Raw genomic sequence first — 16,590 nt, forward strand, 5'->3', positions numbered from 1 at the left:
AGGTCCCGCTTGGGGCGGGACCGGCAGGAAATGATATGCTTCGCGTTTATCTGAACAGGCTCGGCAGCCAGAGCGAAAGAGCCGGGATGTAAGTCACCGCCATCAGTACAGCGATGCTGGCGCCGAAGAAAGGCCAGATCGTTCGCATTGCTTCACGGATCGTAATGCCGCCGACAGCGCAGCCGACGAACAGCACCGTTCCCACAGGCGGCGTATTCAGCCCGATACCAGCATTCAGGATCATGACGACGCCGAAATGCACCGGGTCCACGCCGAACGCCTTGACGACCGGCAACAGGACAGGTGTCGAGATGATGACCAGCGGCGCCATATCCATGAAGGTGCCGAGAATCAGAAGCACGATGTTGATGACGAGGAGCACGATGATGGGATTGTCCGATATGGCGCGGATCGTGCCGATCATCAGCGTCTGCACCTGCAGGAAGGCCATCAGCCAGGCGAAAGAGGCGGCGGTACCGATAACGAGCAGGACCATGGCAGTGGTGCGCACTGCGCCCATCACCGCTTCGATGAATCCTGCCCAATCGAGCTCCCGATAGACAAGCATGGCGACGAGAAAGGCGTAAAGGACCGCAATGCAGGAACTTTCCGTCGCCGTGAAGACGCCAGAGCGGACGCCTCCGAAGATGATGCCGATCAGGAGAATGCCGGGAAAGGACGCCAGGAGATAGTAGCCCAGGCGCGCGAAGCCCGGAAAGGGTTCGGATGGATACCCCTTGCGACGCGCCACGATATAGGCGGTCACCATCAGCGCGGCCGCAAGCAGCAGGCCCGGTACAATTCCGGCCGTGAAGAGATCGGCAACAGAAACATTGCCGCCTGCTGCGATGGAATAAAGGATCATGTTGTGGGATGGCGGGATCATCAGCGCGATAATCGCGGCATTCACCGTCACGTTCACCGCATAATCCCTGTCGTAGCCGCGTGCGGCCATCTGCGGAACCATCAGTCCGCCGACGGCGGAAGCATCCGCGACGGCGGAGCCGGAGATACCGCCGAACAGTGTTGAGGCGACGATGTTGACCTGGCCCAGGCCTCCTCGAAGGTGGCCGACGAGGCCTGCTGCAAAGCGGATAAGCCGGTTGGCGATGCCGCCGCGCACCATGAGGTCGCCGGCGAAGATGAAGAACGGGATCGCCATCATCGCAAAGACATTCATGCCGGAATTCAGTTGCTGAAAGACGACGACCGGCGGCAGACCCAGGTAGAGCACGGTTGCGAACGAAGCGATGCCGAGGCAAAAGGCGATCGGCATGCCGATCAGCATGAGGGCCGTGAAGGACCCAAAAAGAATAGCATAGGCCATCACACGGCCTCCTGAACAACGATACCAGCCGGGATTTCTTCGCCGATCGCGACGTCGACGAAACGTTCGAGGGAAAAGAGGGCGATCATCGCGCCGCCGACGATCATGGGGAAGAAATCGGTGCCACCCGGCCAGCCGAGGACCGGAATCGTGGCGGACCAGGTGCCGATTGCAAGAAGCGCCGAATAATAGGTCATGCCAATGCCAAACAACACGATCAGGCCGAGGCTTATGAGGTCCATGGCCTTCTGAATCGCCGGCGGCATGGCATAGCGCACGATATCGAGGCCAAGGTGCACGCTTTCCCGCACGCCGACCGCGGCACCCAGCATAATGAACCACGACATGAGGTAGAGCGAGAGTGGTTCGGACCAGCTTGGCGAGTCGTTCAGGACGTAGCGGCCAAAGACCTGCCAACCGACGATGAGAGTCATTGCGACGATGCCGAGACCGGCGATGTAAAGCGATAAACGGCTGAGTACGCCCAGAACGGGACGGATAGTCAGCATGAAATTCCTCATGGTCCTTCCTCCTCGCCAGCTGTCCGCTGACTTCCGGCATGCAAAAAGGCCGGCCCTCATGTTGAGAGCCGGCCTTCAGTTCTGGATTACTTCACGTCCTGGATGCGCTGCAGAAGATCCTTCATTTTCGGATCTGTCACGAAGCGATCGTAGACCGGCTTCATTGCCGCGGCGAACTCGTCCTTGTTCACCTTGATGACATTTGCGCCACCGGCGCGGACCTTTTCTTCGGACGACTTTTCGCGGGCCGTCCACAATTCACGCATCTTGCCGACCGAATCCTTGGCGGCCTGGCGGACAATCTGCTGATCTTCCGGCGAGAGCTTGTCCCAGGAGAGCTTCGAGATGACCAGGATTTCCGGGTTCAGCGAATGCTCGGTCAGCGTGTAATTCTTGGCCACCTCGTAGTGACGCGCCGATTCATAGGACGGCCAGTTATTTTCAGCGCCGTCGACAACTCCGGTTTCCAAAGAGGAGTAGACTTCGCCCATCGGCATCGGGGTCGGATTAGCGCCGAACGCCTCCATCATGGCGATCCAGAGATCGGACTGCTGGACGCGGATCTTCATGCCCTTGAGATCGGCAAGCTTCTCGATCGGCTTCTTGGTCGTGTAGAACGAACGCGCCCCGGAGTCGTAATAGGCAAGACCGATCAGGCCATGCGGCTCGAATGCCTTGAGGATTTCGTCGCCGATCGGGCCGTCCACGACATTGTGCATATGTTCGGTGGAGCGGAACAGGAAAGGAAGACCGAGGACGGTCGTTTCCGGTACGAGGTTGTTGAACGGCGCAGCGTTGACGCGGTTCATGTCGATGACGCCGAAGCGGGTCTGTTCGATCGTATCCTTTTCCTGACCGAGGACGGCGTTGTTCATGACCTGGATCTGGATGCGGCCGTTTGTGCGTTGAGAAACCAACTCGCCCATATATTTCACTGCATCCACGGTCGGATAGCCATCCGGATGGATATCGGCGGAGCGCAGTGTGATCTCCTGCGCCTGGACGGTGGTCGCAGCCAGCGCAAGGCCAAACGCCAAGCCCAGCATTTTGGTGAGTTTCATGTCTTCCTCCTCTGATGAAAGATTCCGAAGCGCGCTGCTCCGGTAAGGTCCGGCTATTCCGGCTTCCAGCCGGGAAGGCCGTAAAGCTCTTGCGGGTTTTCCACGAGGGCTCGATGGCGTGTTGCTTCGTCCGGAAGCCAGCCAAGCACCGTGTCGGTCAGTGCCGCGTCATCCGGGTAATCTGCCTGTTCGCGGGCAAGATTGTGCGGCCAGTTGGTGCCCCAGACGATGCGTTCCGGTGCGTATTTGGCGATTTCGCGAGCAACGGCTGCGACATCGGCATAATCCGGGCCGCCAGCCTTCGAGGATTCATAGACGCCGGCGAACTTGAACCAGCAGTTGCCGCCGTCGATCAGCCGCTTGACGGCGTCGATCTGCGGGCTGTCGGCCGTTACGCCGGAGAAGAACTTGCCGTGATGGTCGAAGACCCAGCGGGATTTCAGCCTCTTGAGGCGCTCTTCGTGATCGAGGATATGGCTGCCGTCGAACTGGACCGCTATCATCCAATTCCGCGAGGCGGCCTTCGCATCGACCGCTTCGAGCTCGCTCAAATCTACGGCGCCACCGGGCAAATCCATGATGCGCGCGCCGACATTGCCGGCGGCAGCGAGGCGGTCGAGTTCCTCTTCAGGCGTCGCGCCATCGATGACGCAAACGCCGCGGGCGATCGACCCGAATTCTGCAAGGCAGGCGTTGAGGTTGGAGTTATCACGCTGCTGGGCATTGCCCTGCGTAACGATCACCCGCTCGATGCCGATCCAGCGCATGAATTCAAGATACTGAGCAGGCGTCGGCAACTGGCCCGCTGGTAGACCTGGGCCGCCGGGCAGAGACGGAAAGCCCGGCAGATAGGCATGCATCTGCGTATCGACCGCGCCCTTCGGCAGTCTGGTCTTCGGAGGATTGCCGGAGAGGGTCCGGACGAGCATCAGATGTCTCCCATGCGGAATTCGGCGAGCGCGTCGCGATTGATCTCGATCCCGAGGCCTGGGCCGTTCGGAATGTCGACCACGCCGCGCTCGTGTTCGATCGGCGTTTTGATCACCGCCTGACGGAATGGATTATGGGTCCGGTCGAATTCGAGGATCGGTTCGATCGGGTTGACGCGAACCGGGCTCGGGATCATTGCCGCCATGAACTGCAGGGCGGCGGCGATATGGACGGCTGTACCCCAGACGTGCGGCACGACGCGAACGCCGTGGAGGGCCGCGAGATCGGCGACCCGCTTGGCCTCCGTAAAGCCACCAACGCCGGCGAGATCGGGCTGGAGGATGTCGACGGCACGGGTCTCCACCGGTTCGCGCATGCCCCAGCGGCTATGCCACGTTTCGCCGCCGGCAACCGGGATCGGCTGCCTGGCCCGGACTTCACGATAGGCGGCGAGCTGTTCCGGCACGACAGGTTCTTCAAACCAGTCGATGCCATATTCAGCGGCCGCGTTGCCAAGCTTGATCGCCTCGACTGCGTCATAGCCGTGGTTGGCGTCGATCATCAGCCGCATGTCGGACCCGGCCGCATCGCGCACGGCACGGATGACGCGCAAGTCTTCCTCGACACCGAAGCCGATCTTGATCTTGGTGGCGTGAAAACCCTCGTCCCGATAACGGGCGACGTCCGAGGCATTGTCCTCCACACGGTCGACGCCGTCACGCTTGAAGCTACCTGTCGCGTAAGCCCTGACGCTCTCGCGGAAACGACCGCCGAGCAGGATCGACACCGGCACGCCGAAATGCTTGCCCTTGATGTCCCAGAGCGCAATGTCGATGCCGGAAAGAGCGGTCACCGCAAGACCGCGCTGGCCCTGGTCGCGCAGTGCATTGTAAAGCCGCGCCCAGATCTTCTCTGTTTCGAGCGGATTCTCGCCGATCAACCAGTTTGCGTAGGTCGCAACAATCGCGGCATTCGGCCGGGCAGGCCCCAGGCATTCGCCCCAGCCGACCGTGCCGTCGTCGCACTCGACTTCGACGAGCACATGTGCGCGGCGATCAAAGCGCATGGAGGCGCTCTCGAAGGCGACATCGAGCTTATGTTCGAGAAGATGAGTGCGAACCGACGCGATCTTCATGGGGTCACCGCTTGTGAGAGCCGATGAGCTTCAGGAGCATCTGCTCCTCTTCAGCCGTCAGATCGTCGAGTGGCGGGCGGACCTTGCCGGCATCGAAACCCTGCAGGCGCACGCCGGCCTTGATGGCGGCGACCGCATAACCCTTGCGGCGGCTGCGCAGCGCCATGAAGGGATAGAAGAAGTCTATCAGAATTTCCTCGCAGCGTGTGCGGTTGCCGGCGCGCAAGGCCTTGTAGAACTCGACCGCAAGTCCTGGCACGAAGTTGAAGACGGCGGACGAATAGGTGGTGAAGCCGGCGCCGAGATAGGCTTCCGCGAAAAGTTCGGCGGTCGGCATGCCGCCGAGATACATCAGCCGGTCGCCCATGGTGGCGGTGATCTGCCGGACGAGCCCGATATCGCCGGTGCCGTCCTTGAAGCCGACGAGGTTGGGGCATTCGTCGCAGAGCCGCTTCAACGTGTCGACCTGAAGCACCGAATTGTCGCGGTTATAGACCATGACGCCGATGCCGATCGACTGGCAGATGCGCTTCACATGCTGATAGAGACCTTCCTGCGGCGCATCGATCAGATAGTGCGGCAGAAGCAGAATGCCATCCGCGCCGGCCTTTTCGACGGCCTTGGCAAGCTCGACACCCACATGCGTGCCGAAACCGCAGCCGGACACGATTGCCGTCCTGCCGGAGGCTTCCTTGGCCGCCTTGACGATACCCGGAATTTCGGTGGGAGAAAGCGAGAAGAATTCGCCCGTGCCGCCCGCGGCAAACAGGACCGGTGCTTCGAAGCCCGACAGCCATTCGATATGGCGTTGATAGCTTTCCGGCTGGAACTGGCCTTCCTTGTCGAAATGGGTCACGGGAAAGGACAGGAGGCCGGTGCCGAGCACCGTCTTGATTTCTTCGGGCGTCATAGTGCGGATTTCCTCTGTAAGTGTCTCCTCCAGACGAAATTGTCGTACAGATTGTGCGGACTTGTGTCAACAAGTCATCTTACAGATTCTCTGAGCTCTCTGAGGAGTGCCCGATAGCGCAGTTGCGAGCCGCGTAGGTGCCGCCGCATGGCCTCGCGCGCGCCTTCCTCGTCACCATTGGAAATCGCAGCAACGATGGCGTTGTGCTCGTCGTCGAGCAGCTTGATATAGGCGGCTTGATCGGTTTCCGAATCGTCGGTGCGAAGCGCTGCACGCGGAATGAGATTGCGACCGATCATGGTCAGAAATTCGCGGAAGCGGGGGTTGTTGGTCGCCTCGGCAATGGCAAGATGCAGCGCAAAATCGGCCTCGCTGGTTGGCATCGAGGCTTCAAGACAGGCTCGGACGGCGTAGTGACGGTCGAGGATGACCTCTTCTTGGGCTGGAGAGCGGCGAAGGGCTGCAAGCCCGGCGGCCTCGACCTCCACGGCTGTTCTCAATTCCAGAAGCTCGATCATGGAGGAAACGCGCGCAAGGTCGATGTTCGACAGCGACAGCATGGGTGCCTTGGCGGAGGTGGGCGGTTCCAGCACGAAGACGCCTGCGCCCTGACGGGCTTCGACGAGCCGGTCGGCGCGTAGCGCCGCGATTGCTTCGCGCACGACCGTGCGGCTGACGCCATGGGCTTCCGTCAATTGTGCTTCGCTTGGCAGGCGTGAGCCCGGTGGAAACTGGCCGGCGGTGATTGCCTGGCGCAACACATCCCCGAGCTTGGAAACCAGCGTCTTCGATCCCTTGCCGGTATCGGGTTTCGTTTCCACGCTCATCTGCCTTCTCCTTGCTCTGCGACGCATGACAAAATGGCATTGGCTCCTATGTCAAGTTGGGTCACGATGGCACCCTGTGTCGGACTTGTTGACCGGTGTTCATCAATATGTATGATAAGTTATGAGACTTGTCACGAATAAGTTGAATTGCAGCGGTCGCCCTGCTGCTTTCGGAGGATTGATTCTTGAAGAGACTTTTGATCACCGGTGCAGCCGGCGGACTCGGCCGCGCCATGCGCAGCCGTCTTGCCGGTTTCGCCGAAACGCTGCGCCTGTCGGATATCGCCGATCTCGGCACTGCGGCGCCGCATGAGGAGCTCGCCACCTGCGATCTCGGCGACGCGGCTGCGGTGATGAAGCTGGTCGAAGGCTGTGACGGCATCCTTCATCTCGGTGGTATTTCCGTCGAAGACAAGTTCTCAAAAATCCTCAATGCCAATCTGCTCGGGCTTTACAACCTCTACGAGGCCGCACGCGCTCACGGCCATCCGCGCATTCTGTTTGCGAGTTCCAATCACGTGGTCGGTTTCTACCGGCAGGACGAACATATCGATGTCAAGGCTCCGATGAAGCCGGACGGTCTCTACGGCGTCTCAAAATGCTTCGGGGAGGCGCTGGCCCGCATGTATTTCGAAAAATTCGGCCAGGAAACGGCACTTGTCAGGATCGGCAGCTGCTTCGAAAAGCCGGTCAACCACCGCATGCTGTCCGGCTGGATGTCCTATGACGATTTTGTGTTGTTGATCGGCTGCGTCTTCCGAGCCCCCATGCTCGGTTGCCCTGTCATCTGGGGCGTTTCGGACAACGACAGCAAGTGGTGGGATAATTCCCATGCGGCCTATCTCGGCTGGAAGCCGAAGGACAATGCCGAGATCTATCGCGCGGAACTCGAAGCGACCATAGAGCGGCCGGCGCCGACTTCCGCCATGGCGGTCTACCAGGGTGGCAAGTTCGTCGAGGATCCGATTTTTGCCGAGGACTGAGACGGTCTTGCCGGTTCTTGTTTCCGGCCTCTGAACCCACCACATCAGCTCCTTCTACGACCTTCTCCTTTCCGAGAGGGTGTTTTCCGGAGTTCTTGTCATGGGATTTATCGATATCAATCCTCCAGTCCCTGAGGATGGCGCCTTGCTCGACGTCTATTCCGAGACTGTCGCCGGTGCGGTTGACCGCGTCGGTCCCGCCGTCAGCCGCATCGAGCGGCTTGGCGATCAGGGACATGGATCGGGTTTCGCCATTTCGCCGGACGGCCTGATCATCACCAATCATCACGTCGTGGCCGATGCAAAGGCCGTGCGCATCCGCAGTGCGAACGGCGCAGTCGGGCAGGGCAGCGTACTCGGCCGCGATCCGGACACCGATATCGCGCTGGTGCGCGCCGACATGGACGTACAGGCTTGGGCACGGCTTGGCGATTCCAAGAAATTGCGACGCGGTCATATCGCGATCGCAATCGGCAACCCGCTCGGCTTCGACTGGTCGGTGACCAGCGGCGTGGTTTCTGCTCTCGGCCGGTCGATGCGTGCCTCGACCGGCAGGCTGATCGAAGACGTGGTGCAGACCGATGCGGCGCTCAACCCCGGCAATTCCGGCGGGCCGCTGGTTTCGGCTTCGGGCGAGGTCGTGGGCGTCAATACGGCGGTGATTCGCGGCGCGCAGGGCATCGCTTTTGCCGTCGCGTCCAACACCGCCAACTTCGTGGTGTCCGAAATCCTGCGTTTCGGCCATGTGCGGCGCGCTTTCATCGGCATCGTCGTTGATACGATCATGCTGCCGCGTCGGGTCGCTTTGAAGGCGGGCATGACGCAGGAAACGACGGTGCGCGTCCGGCGTATCGATCCTGGCAGTCCGGCCGATCGGGCGGGCCTGAAGGAGGGCGATTTCATCCTGGCAATCGACGGCCAACCCGTCGCGGGCGCAGACGACCTGATCCGTTTGCTCGACGGAACGCGGATTGGCCAGGAGATGCCGATCTCCGTCTATGATCTCGACTCGCAGATCGCCGGCAGGGTGCTGGTCCCCGCGGCGCGGCCCAAGAACTGATGCCTCCGGTTCAGGAGAGGCGATTCCTGAGCCGCCCCGTCATGGTCGGATCGAAGCCAAGTGCGCTCATGTAACCCTGGATGCCGCCATAGTTCTTGCGAATATGGTCGAGAGTCCGGCGCATGCTGCGTGGCTCCGAGGCCAGCACGATATCGAGCAGGGCAGGTGCCGCGCCGCGGCCGAGCGCCCGCTCCCGGAGCCGGCCAATGAGCGGGCCGGATATGGTCGCCGTCAATGCATAATCCTCGATGATGGTTGCCTCGTCGACCCCGGCATTTGCGAGCAGCAGGGCGGAGATAACGCCGGTGCGGTCCTTGCCGGCGCTGCAATGGAAAAGCACGATGCCTTCCGGCGCATTGGCGATCGTCCCGAGCACTTCGGCGATCGCCGGCCGGCATTCGTCGATGGCCTGGCAGTAACGGTCGCCCATGTCGAAGCCCGATGCGGCATCCACCATCATTTCCACCGGCGCCAGCGCGGAAAACAGCGGCGTGTTGTGGTAGCGCACTTTGGTATGTCGGGCGAAGGGATTGATCTCTGTTGCGAGTTCATGGGCATTGCGCAGATCGATGACCGTCGTCAGGCCGTGGTCCAGCAGAATTCCGATGTCCACAGGCCCCAGGCGATGCAGCGCGTCGCCGCGCAGGATGGAGCGCCAGCGGGTCAGGCTGCCGGTCACCGTCGGATAGCCGCCGAGGTCGCGGACATTGTGGGCGCCTTCCAGCGCGATCAGGCGTTCGCAAGCAAGCATATCAGCGGATTCCGGATTTCATGAAGGATTCGATGACGTGACGCTGCAGGATAAGGTAGATGACCAGGATTGGCAGGCTGGCGAGTGCTGCGGCCGCCATCAGCGGCCCCCAGAGATTGCCTTCCTGGGTCATGAACATCTGCAGGCCGATCTGGACGACCGAGTTTTCCGGTTTGCGCGACAGAAGCAGCGGCCAGAAGTATTCGTTCCAGGCGGAGATGAAGGCGATGATCGCAAGCGAGGCGATCGGTGCACCCATGTTCGGTGTGACGATCTGCCAGAGGATGCGCCAGCTCTTCGCCCCATCGATGCGCGCCGCCTCCAGGATCTCGGTCGGGAAGGAGCGCATGGAATGGTAGAGCAGAAGGATCGCGAAGGCCGCCACGGCGTTGGGCACGACGAGGCCCGTCAGCGTGTCGAGCAGTCCAAGCCGCGAGGCAAGCACGTAGTTCGGGATCATTGTCACCTGAAAGGGTACGAGCCAGGAGAGTGCGATGAGGCCATGCACGAGACCGGCAAGCCGCATGCGCCAGCGCACCAGGGCATAGGCCGTCAGCAGGCCGGTGAGCACCTGCAGCGCCGCCGTCGCCGTCGCGACAATGGTGGTGTTAACGAGCATCTGGAGCATCGGAATGCGGGTCAGCACGAAGACGTAGTTTTCGAGAGACGGGTTCGACGGCCAGGGCAGGGTTGAGAAAATCTCGTTCTCGGGCCGGAGCGAGGTGACGATCATCCAGTAGATCGGGAAGATCGACAGGGCCGACAACAGGATCATGATGCCATGCACGGCAATCCTGCGCGTGGTCCCTTCATTCGGCGAAAGAGGCATAGGAGGCTGGTTGTCGGGGACGTCAATTGTCATAGACCGCAAACCTCTTCATGAGCCACAGGCAGCCCGCCGCGATAACTGCGAAACCGGCAAAGGCGATCATGCCGGCCGCCGAACTCCAGCCGGCCGACAGGGTCTGGAAGCCATATTCCCAGAGCAGATAGAAGATGTTGGTAGTCGATTTGAGCGGGCCGCCATTGGTCAATACGTTGATATAGGCGAAGCTCCATTGCGCCCCGAAGAGGATTGTCATCATCGAGAGGAGCAGGATGGTCGGCGACAGGAGCGGCAGGCGGAGATCACGGATGATCCCCCAGCGGGTGGCGCCGTCGATACGGGCCGCCTCGATATAGGAGGGGTTAATTCCGGCATTCGCTGCGGAAAAGAGCAGCGTCGAGAACCCGATCAGCTTCCAGCCAGTAATCCAGGTGAGGGTCGCCAGCGCGTATTTCGGATCGGTCAGGAAGCCGATGCGGCCGAAACCGAGCTGTTCGAGACCAAGCGTGACGAGCCCCTGGTCCTCGTTGAGCAGCCAGCGCCAGAGCACGGCGGCGACCACCGGGGCTACGATCATCGGCACGAAGATCAATGCGCGGTAGACCGTCCGGGCGCGGCCGGTGAGATCCTGCGTCCAGATCGCCACAAAGAGCGGGATGACCACCGACATGGGGAAGAGGCCGAGGATATAGAAGAGCGTATTCCAGAGTGCGGCGCGCATTTCCGGAAGCGCCAGCAGGCGTTGATAGTTGGTGAGGCCGACATAACGTTGCGGCGCGGTCGGCAGCATGTTCCACTGGTAGAAGGAAAGCTGGAAGGCCTGGACCAGCGGCACATAGGTCCACATCATCAGGAGGATCAGCGCCGGCGCCAGGTAAAGCCAGGGTAGAACGGTGAAGACGTTTTGCTCGCGCTCCGTCGCGGGACTGCGCGCAAGGGCGAGCGGCCTTGCGAGATCGGCCTGGATATCGGTCATGGCACGTGTCCGTATGCGGTTGTCGTGCCGGGCAGGCGTGAGAGCCGCCCGGCATCTCCTGGGATTCGCCTGCCGTCAGGGCATCAGGCTCTGGCCTTCGTCCTGGGCTGCCGTAAGCACGGCTGAAGGATCGCCGGTGCCGAACACGGCTTCGCGCACCGAGTCCATCATCATCTTCTCGACCTGCCGGTAATTCGGGCCGGGGAAGGCGATATTCGGCGTCAGGTGATCGAGCTGTTTCAGGTTGGCGCGGAACATCGGGTTTTCCTTGACCCAGGAAGCGAGATAGTTCGGGTCGTCGACGATATCGAGGCGTAGCGGCAGATAGCCGATCTTGCTGGTGATGACCGTATAGGCCTCCTTGCTCGTCAGGAATTTCAGGAGTTCATAGGCAGCACGCTGTTTCTCCGGATCCTTGCTGAAGACGTAGAGAGCGCTGCCGGAATTGGTGGGAGCGGTCGGCTTTTCACCGAAGGACGGCATCGGCGCCATGCGCAGGTCGAACTTGTCCTTGGCCGCCTTCTTGTAGCTGCCGTACACCGCGCTGGTATAAAGGAACATGCCGAGATTGCCGGCGGCGAAGGTGTCGGAGGGGCTTGCGACGTCGATCTTGGCGTGCGCACCGCTTTCGACCATGCCACGCAGCATCTTCACGGCATCGGCAGCATTCGTATCCGCGAAGGTGAGCTTGTTGCCGTCGCGCACCTTGCCGCCGTTCGACATGACGATCGCTTGATAGACGAAAGTGCCGTCGACCGGGCCGTAGGCGCCCGGGAAGAAGCCGTTCTTGCCGGCCTTCTCCTTGATGGCACGCCCGGCCGCATCGACGTCGGTCCAGGTCTTCGGCGGATTATCCGGATCGAGGCCTGCTTGTTTGAAGAGGTCGGCATTGTAATAAAGGATCGGCGTCGAGAATGTGTAGGCGAGGCCGTAGGTCTTGCCGTCGACCTTGCCGAGTTCCAGGCCCTGCGGGATCATGCCGGTGAGGTGGGCCTTCAGTTCTTCAGGGTTCACCATGTCTTCGAGCGCATTGGCGCCGAGATCGCTGGCGATGTAGATCAGGTCGCGGAAAACGAGTTGGGCGACGTCCGGCTGGCGGCCGGCGACGATATCGGCCTGCACGCGGGACATGATCTCGTTCGAGGGGACGGCGATCGTTTCGACCTTGATGTTCGGGAACTTCTTCTCGAACATGGCAAGGAGCTCCCTGGTGGCATCGGCACCGGCGCTCGCCGAAGCAAGATTGTAGTTGTAGAAGCTGATCGTCACAGGCTTGTCGATCGCGGCCGGCATCTCGGCCAAGGCGCCGAGCGGCGTCATGGCAACGCTTGCGAGCGTCGCCATGAGCTTGAGTGTGGTTCTGCGCAACATTTGGGTTTCTCCCGGCTGAGGGTTATTCCGCGGCGACGGGTGTTGCCCGCGCCATCAGCATTTCGAGCGGATAGGTGTTGAGTTCGGCGCGGTCGGACGGCAGCGGCACGAAGGCCATGGTGAGGCCGGACGGCCGGATCGTGCCGATGCCGAAAGAGGCGCCGCGCACCATGCGCAGGATGTCCGTGCGCAGGATATCGGTTGCGGCATGCTGGCCGGTGCCCACCACGACCGGTATGCCATGCCAGAAGGAAACGCGGTCGTGATGGATATGGCCGCTCAGGATGCCGACGATATTGCGGCCTTGCAGCAGTTTCCGGAAGCGTTCAGATTGCGGGAAGTGTATTGTACGCCAATGCGTTGAATCTGATTCCTCACCCAGTGCAGGAGGATGGTGGACGACGATCAGTTTCGGCAGGTCAGGATGGCTGTCGAGCGTCGAGGCAAGCCAGTCGAACTGTTCCGGATCGATTGTGCCGCCGATGAGGCCGGGCGTGGACGAGTCGATCGTAACGATATGGATGCTATCGACGACGGCATCGTGATCGTAAGGTGCATCCGGATCGTCGATCTCGATGCCCATGCCTTCGTAGAAACCCGGTCGGGTATCGTGATTGCCGAGTGCATAGATGACCGGCATGTCGAGTTTGGCGCCGATGATCTCTTTCATCCGGCGGTAGCTTTCCGCATCGCCGCGATTGGTGAGGTCGCCGCTGGCGATCACGAATTGCGGTTTCGGCGTCACGGTCACGACGAGGTCGAGGACCTGGTTGAGCGTTTCGATCGTATCGCTGTGCAGGTGGTCGTCGTCGGCGGTGCCGATATGCAGGTCGGTCAGATGGATGAACGTGGTTTCGCGGCGCATCGGATGCCTCCATGGATGACGTCTCGGCAGCGGACGAGGGAATGCCTGATCGTTTCCGCCTGTGGGAGGATCGATAGAAGGGCTTTGTTTCGCAGGAGTGACGGAATTCGAATGCCGTTCGAAACCGGAACAGGAGGCGCGGCGATGATGGGCTCGAAACCTCAGGCTATCCGGCGAAACATCGGGGCGATCACCTCGACCATGCGGGTGATGACGATTTCGGGATCGTCGAGGTTCATCCGGTAGTTGGTCAGCACTTCGGTGCGCGACCGGCTTCGGGTGACCTGCGAACGAATTCCAAGGGCGCAATTGAGCCGCCAGCCGATATCGACCTCGTCGAGCCAGGGTGCTATCCGCTTCAGGTGCGGGATGAAAGCCCGATGATGCTCCACATTGTCGATGATACGGCGATAATGCGGAGCCTGCTCCCGGTGTGTCTTCGCCATTGAGGTGAAGTGGGACAGAACCGGGTAGCTGGAGGTCGGGTCGAGGCTCCAACGGATTGAGGGGCCGACGAGCGCTGCGATGACTTCTTCGAGATTAGGCGGATGGGGCGCCCTGCGGTCGACAGCCTTCTGAAGCAGGCGAAGCCGCTCGGCATTCAGCCGGCGATAAACTCGTTCCGCGACGGCGGCAACCAGTTCCTCCTGCGAGCCGAAATGATAGGCAATGGCGGAGGGCGTTGCGTTCGCCTCGATGGCAATGCGCCGCGCAGTCAGATCCTCCAGGGCTTCGGCTTCGCAAAGCAGATGCTCGCAGGCATCCATCAGCCTCATGGCGGTAAGATTGGCGCGGCCGTGCATGAACGATCACCCTCGACTGCGCCAGCTTAGGCATGGTTTGTGTAGGGTCGATGACAGCGAAGCGTCATGCTGGTATCTGAAGTGGAACTTTAGCTCTCCGCCGCTATTCATTCTGACAAGAGCTTTCGAGGATCTTGTGAAATCAAGCATTCGACTTCATTGGCTGGCCGGTTATCTGTTGTTGGCGCCGCTACCCGCTTTGGGGCAAGCCACCTGGCAACCGATCGAACAGATACAGACCTATCCGATCACCGGCGATTCCGGAATCGACCTTTATGCCTCGATCGGACAGCGGGGGCCCAAAGTGGGCAGAGAGGTTCGCGCCATCGCGCATACCAATTTCAAACTCACCTGGACGCGAAAATACGAACCGCAACCTGGCGGCGCCTGCACCCTGGTTTCAGCAAAGCCGAAGCTGATCATCATTTATCTGTTGCCGAGGCCTGCTTCGCCGCTTTTGCCGGATCTCAAGCGGAAATGGGATATCTTCATCGCCGGTGTCCGCAAACACGAACAGGTCCACGGTGTCATCATCGTCGACATGGTGAGGGAGATCGAGCGGGTTAGCGTCGGCCTGAGCGCCACCAATGATCCCAAATGTTCCAAGGTGAGGGCTGATTTGCAGGCGAAACTCGGCGAGATTTCCAAGGCGCAACGAAAGCGCAGCAGCGATTTCGACCGAATGGAGATGAGCGAGGGCGGCAATGTCCACCAACTTATCCTCAATCTGGTGAACGGGCGCTGAGGCAGTCGCGGCGGGCTCCTTCCGCATCGGGTTGGCGGCCTGTACGATTAGCCTCCAGCGTGCGGATCTTGCGATAGGCCCGTTCCAGCACCGTGAGATAGAGACCTTCCTTGCTGCCAAAATAGTAATAGATCATCCGCTTCGAGGTGCGCATCTTTTCCGCGATCGCGTCGACACGTCCGCCAGCGAGGCCGTTGGTTGAAAATTCCTCCGTCGCGACATCGCGGATATCTTCCTGCGGGGCAGGAGACTTTTGGCTCTAGCGATCCTTGTCCGGCTCACTATAGTGGCCGGGCCGCGCTTCAGCGGCATGATCCTCCGCCCGCCAGAAACGCCCAAGGTAATTTCCATGACGCTTGCCATTTCCGCCCAAGACATAGACGACAAGGCCCTGATCGAGGAGCTGAAACGCTGGGTCGAGATCGAGACCCCGACCTCCAATGCTGAGGCTGTCAATCGGCTTGTCGATCGCGTCGAGACCCTGGGAAGGGAAGCCGGTCTTGATACGGAACGGCTGCCGGGCACGCTCGGCTTCGGCGACATCCTCGCGGTGCGCTCGCCGCGTCCGGCCGGCAGCAACGAAAAGACGGTGCTCATTCTCGCGCATCTCGATACGGTTCATGCCGTCGGCGTCATCAACAATCAGCTTCCGCTGCGGCAGGATGGTGACAAGCTCTATGGCCCAGGCATCTATGATATGAAGTCGGGGGCGCTGATGGCGCTCGAAGCTATGAAACTTGCGGTCAGGAAGGGAAGCAAAATGCCGATCGACCTGATCTTCGTGCCGGACGAGGAAATGGGAAGCCTGTCTTCTCGTGCCTTCATGGAAACGGCGGCGAAGAATGCAGGCTATACTCTGGTGGTAGAGCCTGCGCGCGATGGCGGCAAGGTCGTTGTCGCCCGAAAGGGGGTCGCCATGTACGATATCACCGTGCAGGGACGGGCCGCGCATGCGGGCGCGAGGCCGCAGGATGGACGCAGCGCTATCCGCTCCGCTGCGCGGCTGGTGCTGGAACTCGAGGCGCTCAACGACACAGGCCGTGGCGTCACGGTCACGGTCGGCACGATCCAGGGCGGCACGGGCCGCAACACGGTGCCGGCCGAATGCCGGCTACAGGTCGACGTCCGTGTGCCGAACGATCAGGTCGCCGAGGAGATCACCGGCAGGATCGAAGCCATGAAACCTGTCGATCCGGACATCACCTTCGAGATTGCCGGCAAGATGAACCGGCCGCCCTTTGCTCAATCGGAGGAGGGGAAACGTTTGTTCGAAGCCGCGGCCAAGATTGCGAGCGACCTCGGCATTGCTCTGGAAGGCATGGCGACGGGTGGCGGGTCGGACGGCAATTTCACGGCGGCTCTCGGCGTGCCGACCCTCGACGGCCTGGGGGCGGATGGCGCCGGACCGCATACGTTCAACGAGCATATTTTCCTGAGCAGCGTTGCGCCGCGCACGGCGCTGCTTGCCAATCTGATGATCTCACTCGAAGCGAAGTAGA

The 16,590-nt window shown here is 61.0% G+C and carries 17 protein-coding genes and 1 pseudogene; 4 read left to right on the forward strand and 14 right to left on the reverse strand.

Annotated elements, in window-relative coordinates; genetic code table 11:
- Positions 1-46: 46 nt before the first annotated feature.
- The 7 genes from J2046_RS15260 to J2046_RS15290 all read right to left on the reverse strand — a co-directional run bounded on the left by J2046_RS15260 (position 47) and on the right by J2046_RS15290 (position 6,711).
- The gene (locus J2046_RS15260; protein ID WP_210053142.1) at positions 47-1,327 is read right to left on the reverse strand and encodes a TRAP transporter large permease; all 1,281 of its coding nucleotides are present in this window, start codon (positions 1,325-1,327) and stop codon (positions 47-49) included.
- Positions 1,327-1,848: a TRAP transporter small permease gene (locus tag J2046_RS15265; protein ID WP_210053144.1), complete on the reverse strand. Its 522-nt coding sequence runs from the start codon at positions 1,846-1,848 to the stop codon at positions 1,327-1,329. Before J2046_RS15265 ends, J2046_RS15260 begins: the two co-directional genes overlap by 1 nt.
- Before the next feature lie 86 nt (positions 1,849-1,934).
- The gene (locus J2046_RS15270) at positions 1,935-2,909 is read right to left on the reverse strand and encodes a TRAP transporter substrate-binding protein (protein WP_210053145.1); all 975 of its coding nucleotides are present in this window, start codon (positions 2,907-2,909) and stop codon (positions 1,935-1,937) included.
- A 53-nt stretch (positions 2,910-2,962) separates the two neighbouring features.
- Positions 2,963-3,838 (reverse strand): amidohydrolase family protein, encoded by an 876-nt coding sequence (locus J2046_RS15275; RefSeq protein WP_210053147.1) that lies wholly within the window; start codon positions 3,836-3,838, stop codon positions 2,963-2,965.
- Positions 3,838-4,974, reverse strand: a complete 1,137-nt coding sequence (locus J2046_RS15280; RefSeq protein WP_210053149.1) for a mandelate racemase/muconate lactonizing enzyme family protein — start codon at positions 4,972-4,974, stop codon at positions 3,838-3,840. Before J2046_RS15280 ends, J2046_RS15275 begins: the two co-directional genes overlap by 1 nt.
- A 4-nt stretch (positions 4,975-4,978) precedes the next feature.
- A complete protein-coding gene (gene kdgD, locus J2046_RS15285) occupies positions 4,979-5,884 on the reverse strand; it encodes a 5-dehydro-4-deoxyglucarate dehydratase (RefSeq protein WP_210053151.1) in 906 nt (301 codons plus the stop codon).
- Between the two features lie 74 nt (positions 5,885-5,958).
- Positions 5,959-6,711 (reverse strand): FadR/GntR family transcriptional regulator, encoded by a 753-nt coding sequence (locus J2046_RS15290; protein ID WP_210053153.1) that lies wholly within the window; start codon positions 6,709-6,711, stop codon positions 5,959-5,961.
- Positions 6,712-6,896: 185 nt separating this feature from the next.
- Here J2046_RS15290 and J2046_RS15295 point away from each other — a divergent pair, with 185 nt between their 5' ends.
- Positions 6,897-7,694, forward strand: a complete 798-nt coding sequence (locus tag J2046_RS15295) for an NAD-dependent epimerase/dehydratase family protein (RefSeq protein WP_210053156.1) — start codon at positions 6,897-6,899, stop codon at positions 7,692-7,694.
- A gap of 100 nt (positions 7,695-7,794) precedes the next feature.
- Positions 7,795-8,754 (forward strand): S1C family serine protease, encoded by a 960-nt coding sequence (locus J2046_RS15300; RefSeq protein ID WP_210053158.1) that lies wholly within the window; start codon positions 7,795-7,797, stop codon positions 8,752-8,754.
- A 10-nt stretch (positions 8,755-8,764) separates the two neighbouring features.
- Here J2046_RS15300 and J2046_RS15305 read toward each other — a convergent pair whose 3' ends face one another.
- From J2046_RS15305 to J2046_RS15330, 6 genes are all read right to left on the reverse strand, one after another.
- Entirely contained in the window at positions 8,765-9,505 is a 741-nt protein-coding gene (locus J2046_RS15305) for a tyrosine-protein phosphatase (RefSeq protein WP_210053160.1), read from the reverse strand.
- Position 9,506: 1 nt separating this feature from the next.
- Positions 9,507-10,367 (reverse strand): carbohydrate ABC transporter permease, encoded by an 861-nt coding sequence (locus tag J2046_RS15310; RefSeq protein WP_210053162.1) that lies wholly within the window; start codon positions 10,365-10,367, stop codon positions 9,507-9,509.
- Positions 10,357-11,307, reverse strand: coding sequence for a carbohydrate ABC transporter permease (locus J2046_RS15315; protein WP_210053165.1), 951 nt, complete (start codon positions 11,305-11,307; stop codon positions 10,357-10,359). The genes J2046_RS15310 and J2046_RS15315 overlap by 11 nt, the downstream gene beginning before the upstream one ends.
- 75 nt (positions 11,308-11,382) lie before the next feature.
- Positions 11,383-12,678, reverse strand: a complete 1,296-nt coding sequence (locus tag J2046_RS15320; RefSeq protein ID WP_210053167.1) for an ABC transporter substrate-binding protein — start codon at positions 12,676-12,678, stop codon at positions 11,383-11,385.
- A 22-nt stretch (positions 12,679-12,700) separates the two neighbouring features.
- Positions 12,701-13,543: a metallophosphoesterase family protein gene (locus J2046_RS15325; protein ID WP_210053169.1), complete on the reverse strand. Its 843-nt coding sequence runs from the start codon at positions 13,541-13,543 to the stop codon at positions 12,701-12,703.
- 161 nt (positions 13,544-13,704) lie between these two features.
- On the reverse strand, positions 13,705-14,346 hold the full coding sequence (locus J2046_RS15330) for a TetR family transcriptional regulator (RefSeq protein WP_210053171.1): 642 nt from the start codon (positions 14,344-14,346) through the stop codon (positions 13,705-13,707).
- A gap of 136 nt (positions 14,347-14,482) precedes the next feature.
- Here J2046_RS15330 and J2046_RS15335 point away from each other — a divergent pair, with 136 nt between their 5' ends.
- Positions 14,483-15,091: a DUF922 domain-containing Zn-dependent protease gene (locus tag J2046_RS15335; RefSeq protein WP_325169759.1), complete on the forward strand. Its 609-nt coding sequence runs from the start codon at positions 14,483-14,485 to the stop codon at positions 15,089-15,091.
- A 39-nt stretch (positions 15,092-15,130) separates the two neighbouring features.
- Here the strand turns inward: J2046_RS15335 and J2046_RS15340 are convergent.
- Positions 15,131-15,320, reverse strand: a pseudogene (locus J2046_RS15340) (TetR/AcrR family transcriptional regulator); the annotation flags it as partial.
- Positions 15,321-15,440: 120 nt separating this feature from the next.
- Here J2046_RS15340 and J2046_RS15345 point away from each other — a divergent pair.
- Positions 15,441-16,589, forward strand: a complete 1,149-nt coding sequence (locus J2046_RS15345; protein ID WP_210053175.1) for a M20 family metallopeptidase — start codon at positions 15,441-15,443, stop codon at positions 16,587-16,589.
- The last annotated feature ends 1 nt before the right edge of the window (position 16,590 follow it).

Origin of the sequence: Neorhizobium petrolearium (genome assembly GCF_017873175.1) — a bacterium.
GTDB classification, from domain to species: Bacteria; Pseudomonadota; Alphaproteobacteria; order Rhizobiales; family Rhizobiaceae; genus Neorhizobium; species Neorhizobium petrolearium.

Bases quoted from the DNA above. Each gene is read 5' to 3' on its own strand.
- J2046_RS15260 (WP_210053142.1), bottom strand. From the start codon at position 1,327: ATGGCCTATGCTATTCTTTTTGGGTCCTTCACGGCCCTCATGCTGATC.
- J2046_RS15265 (WP_210053144.1), bottom strand. From the start codon at position 1,848: ATGAGGAATTTCATGCTGACTATCCGTCCCGTTCTGGGCGTACTCAGC.
- J2046_RS15270 (WP_210053145.1), bottom strand. From the start codon at position 2,909: ATGAAACTCACCAAAATGCTGGGCTTGGCGTTTGGCCTTGCGCTGGCT.
- J2046_RS15275 (WP_210053147.1), bottom strand. From the start codon at position 3,838: ATGCTCGTCCGGACCCTCTCCGGCAATCCTCCGAAGACCAGACTGCCG.
- J2046_RS15280 (WP_210053149.1), bottom strand. From the start codon at position 4,974: ATGAAGATCGCGTCGGTTCGCACTCATCTTCTCGAACATAAGCTCGAT.
- kdgD (WP_210053151.1), bottom strand. From the start codon at position 5,884: ATGACGCCCGAAGAAATCAAGACGGTGCTCGGCACCGGCCTCCTGTCC.
- J2046_RS15290 (WP_210053153.1), bottom strand. From the start codon at position 6,711: ATGAGCGTGGAAACGAAACCCGATACCGGCAAGGGATCGAAGACGCTG.
- J2046_RS15300 (WP_210053158.1), top strand. From the start codon at position 7,795: ATGGGATTTATCGATATCAATCCTCCAGTCCCTGAGGATGGCGCCTTG.
- J2046_RS15305 (WP_210053160.1), bottom strand. From the start codon at position 9,505: ATGCTTGCTTGCGAACGCCTGATCGCGCTGGAAGGCGCCCACAATGTC.
- J2046_RS15310 (WP_210053162.1), bottom strand. From the start codon at position 10,367: ATGACAATTGACGTCCCCGACAACCAGCCTCCTATGCCTCTTTCGCCG.
- J2046_RS15315 (WP_210053165.1), bottom strand. From the start codon at position 11,307: ATGACCGATATCCAGGCCGATCTCGCAAGGCCGCTCGCCCTTGCGCGC.
- J2046_RS15320 (WP_210053167.1), bottom strand. From the start codon at position 12,678: ATGTTGCGCAGAACCACACTCAAGCTCATGGCGACGCTCGCAAGCGTT.
- J2046_RS15325 (WP_210053169.1), bottom strand. From the start codon at position 13,543: ATGCGCCGCGAAACCACGTTCATCCATCTGACCGACCTGCATATCGGC.
- J2046_RS15330 (WP_210053171.1), bottom strand. From the start codon at position 14,346: ATGCACGGCCGCGCCAATCTTACCGCCATGAGGCTGATGGATGCCTGC.
- J2046_RS15345 (WP_210053175.1), top strand. From the start codon at position 15,441: ATGACGCTTGCCATTTCCGCCCAAGACATAGACGACAAGGCCCTGATC.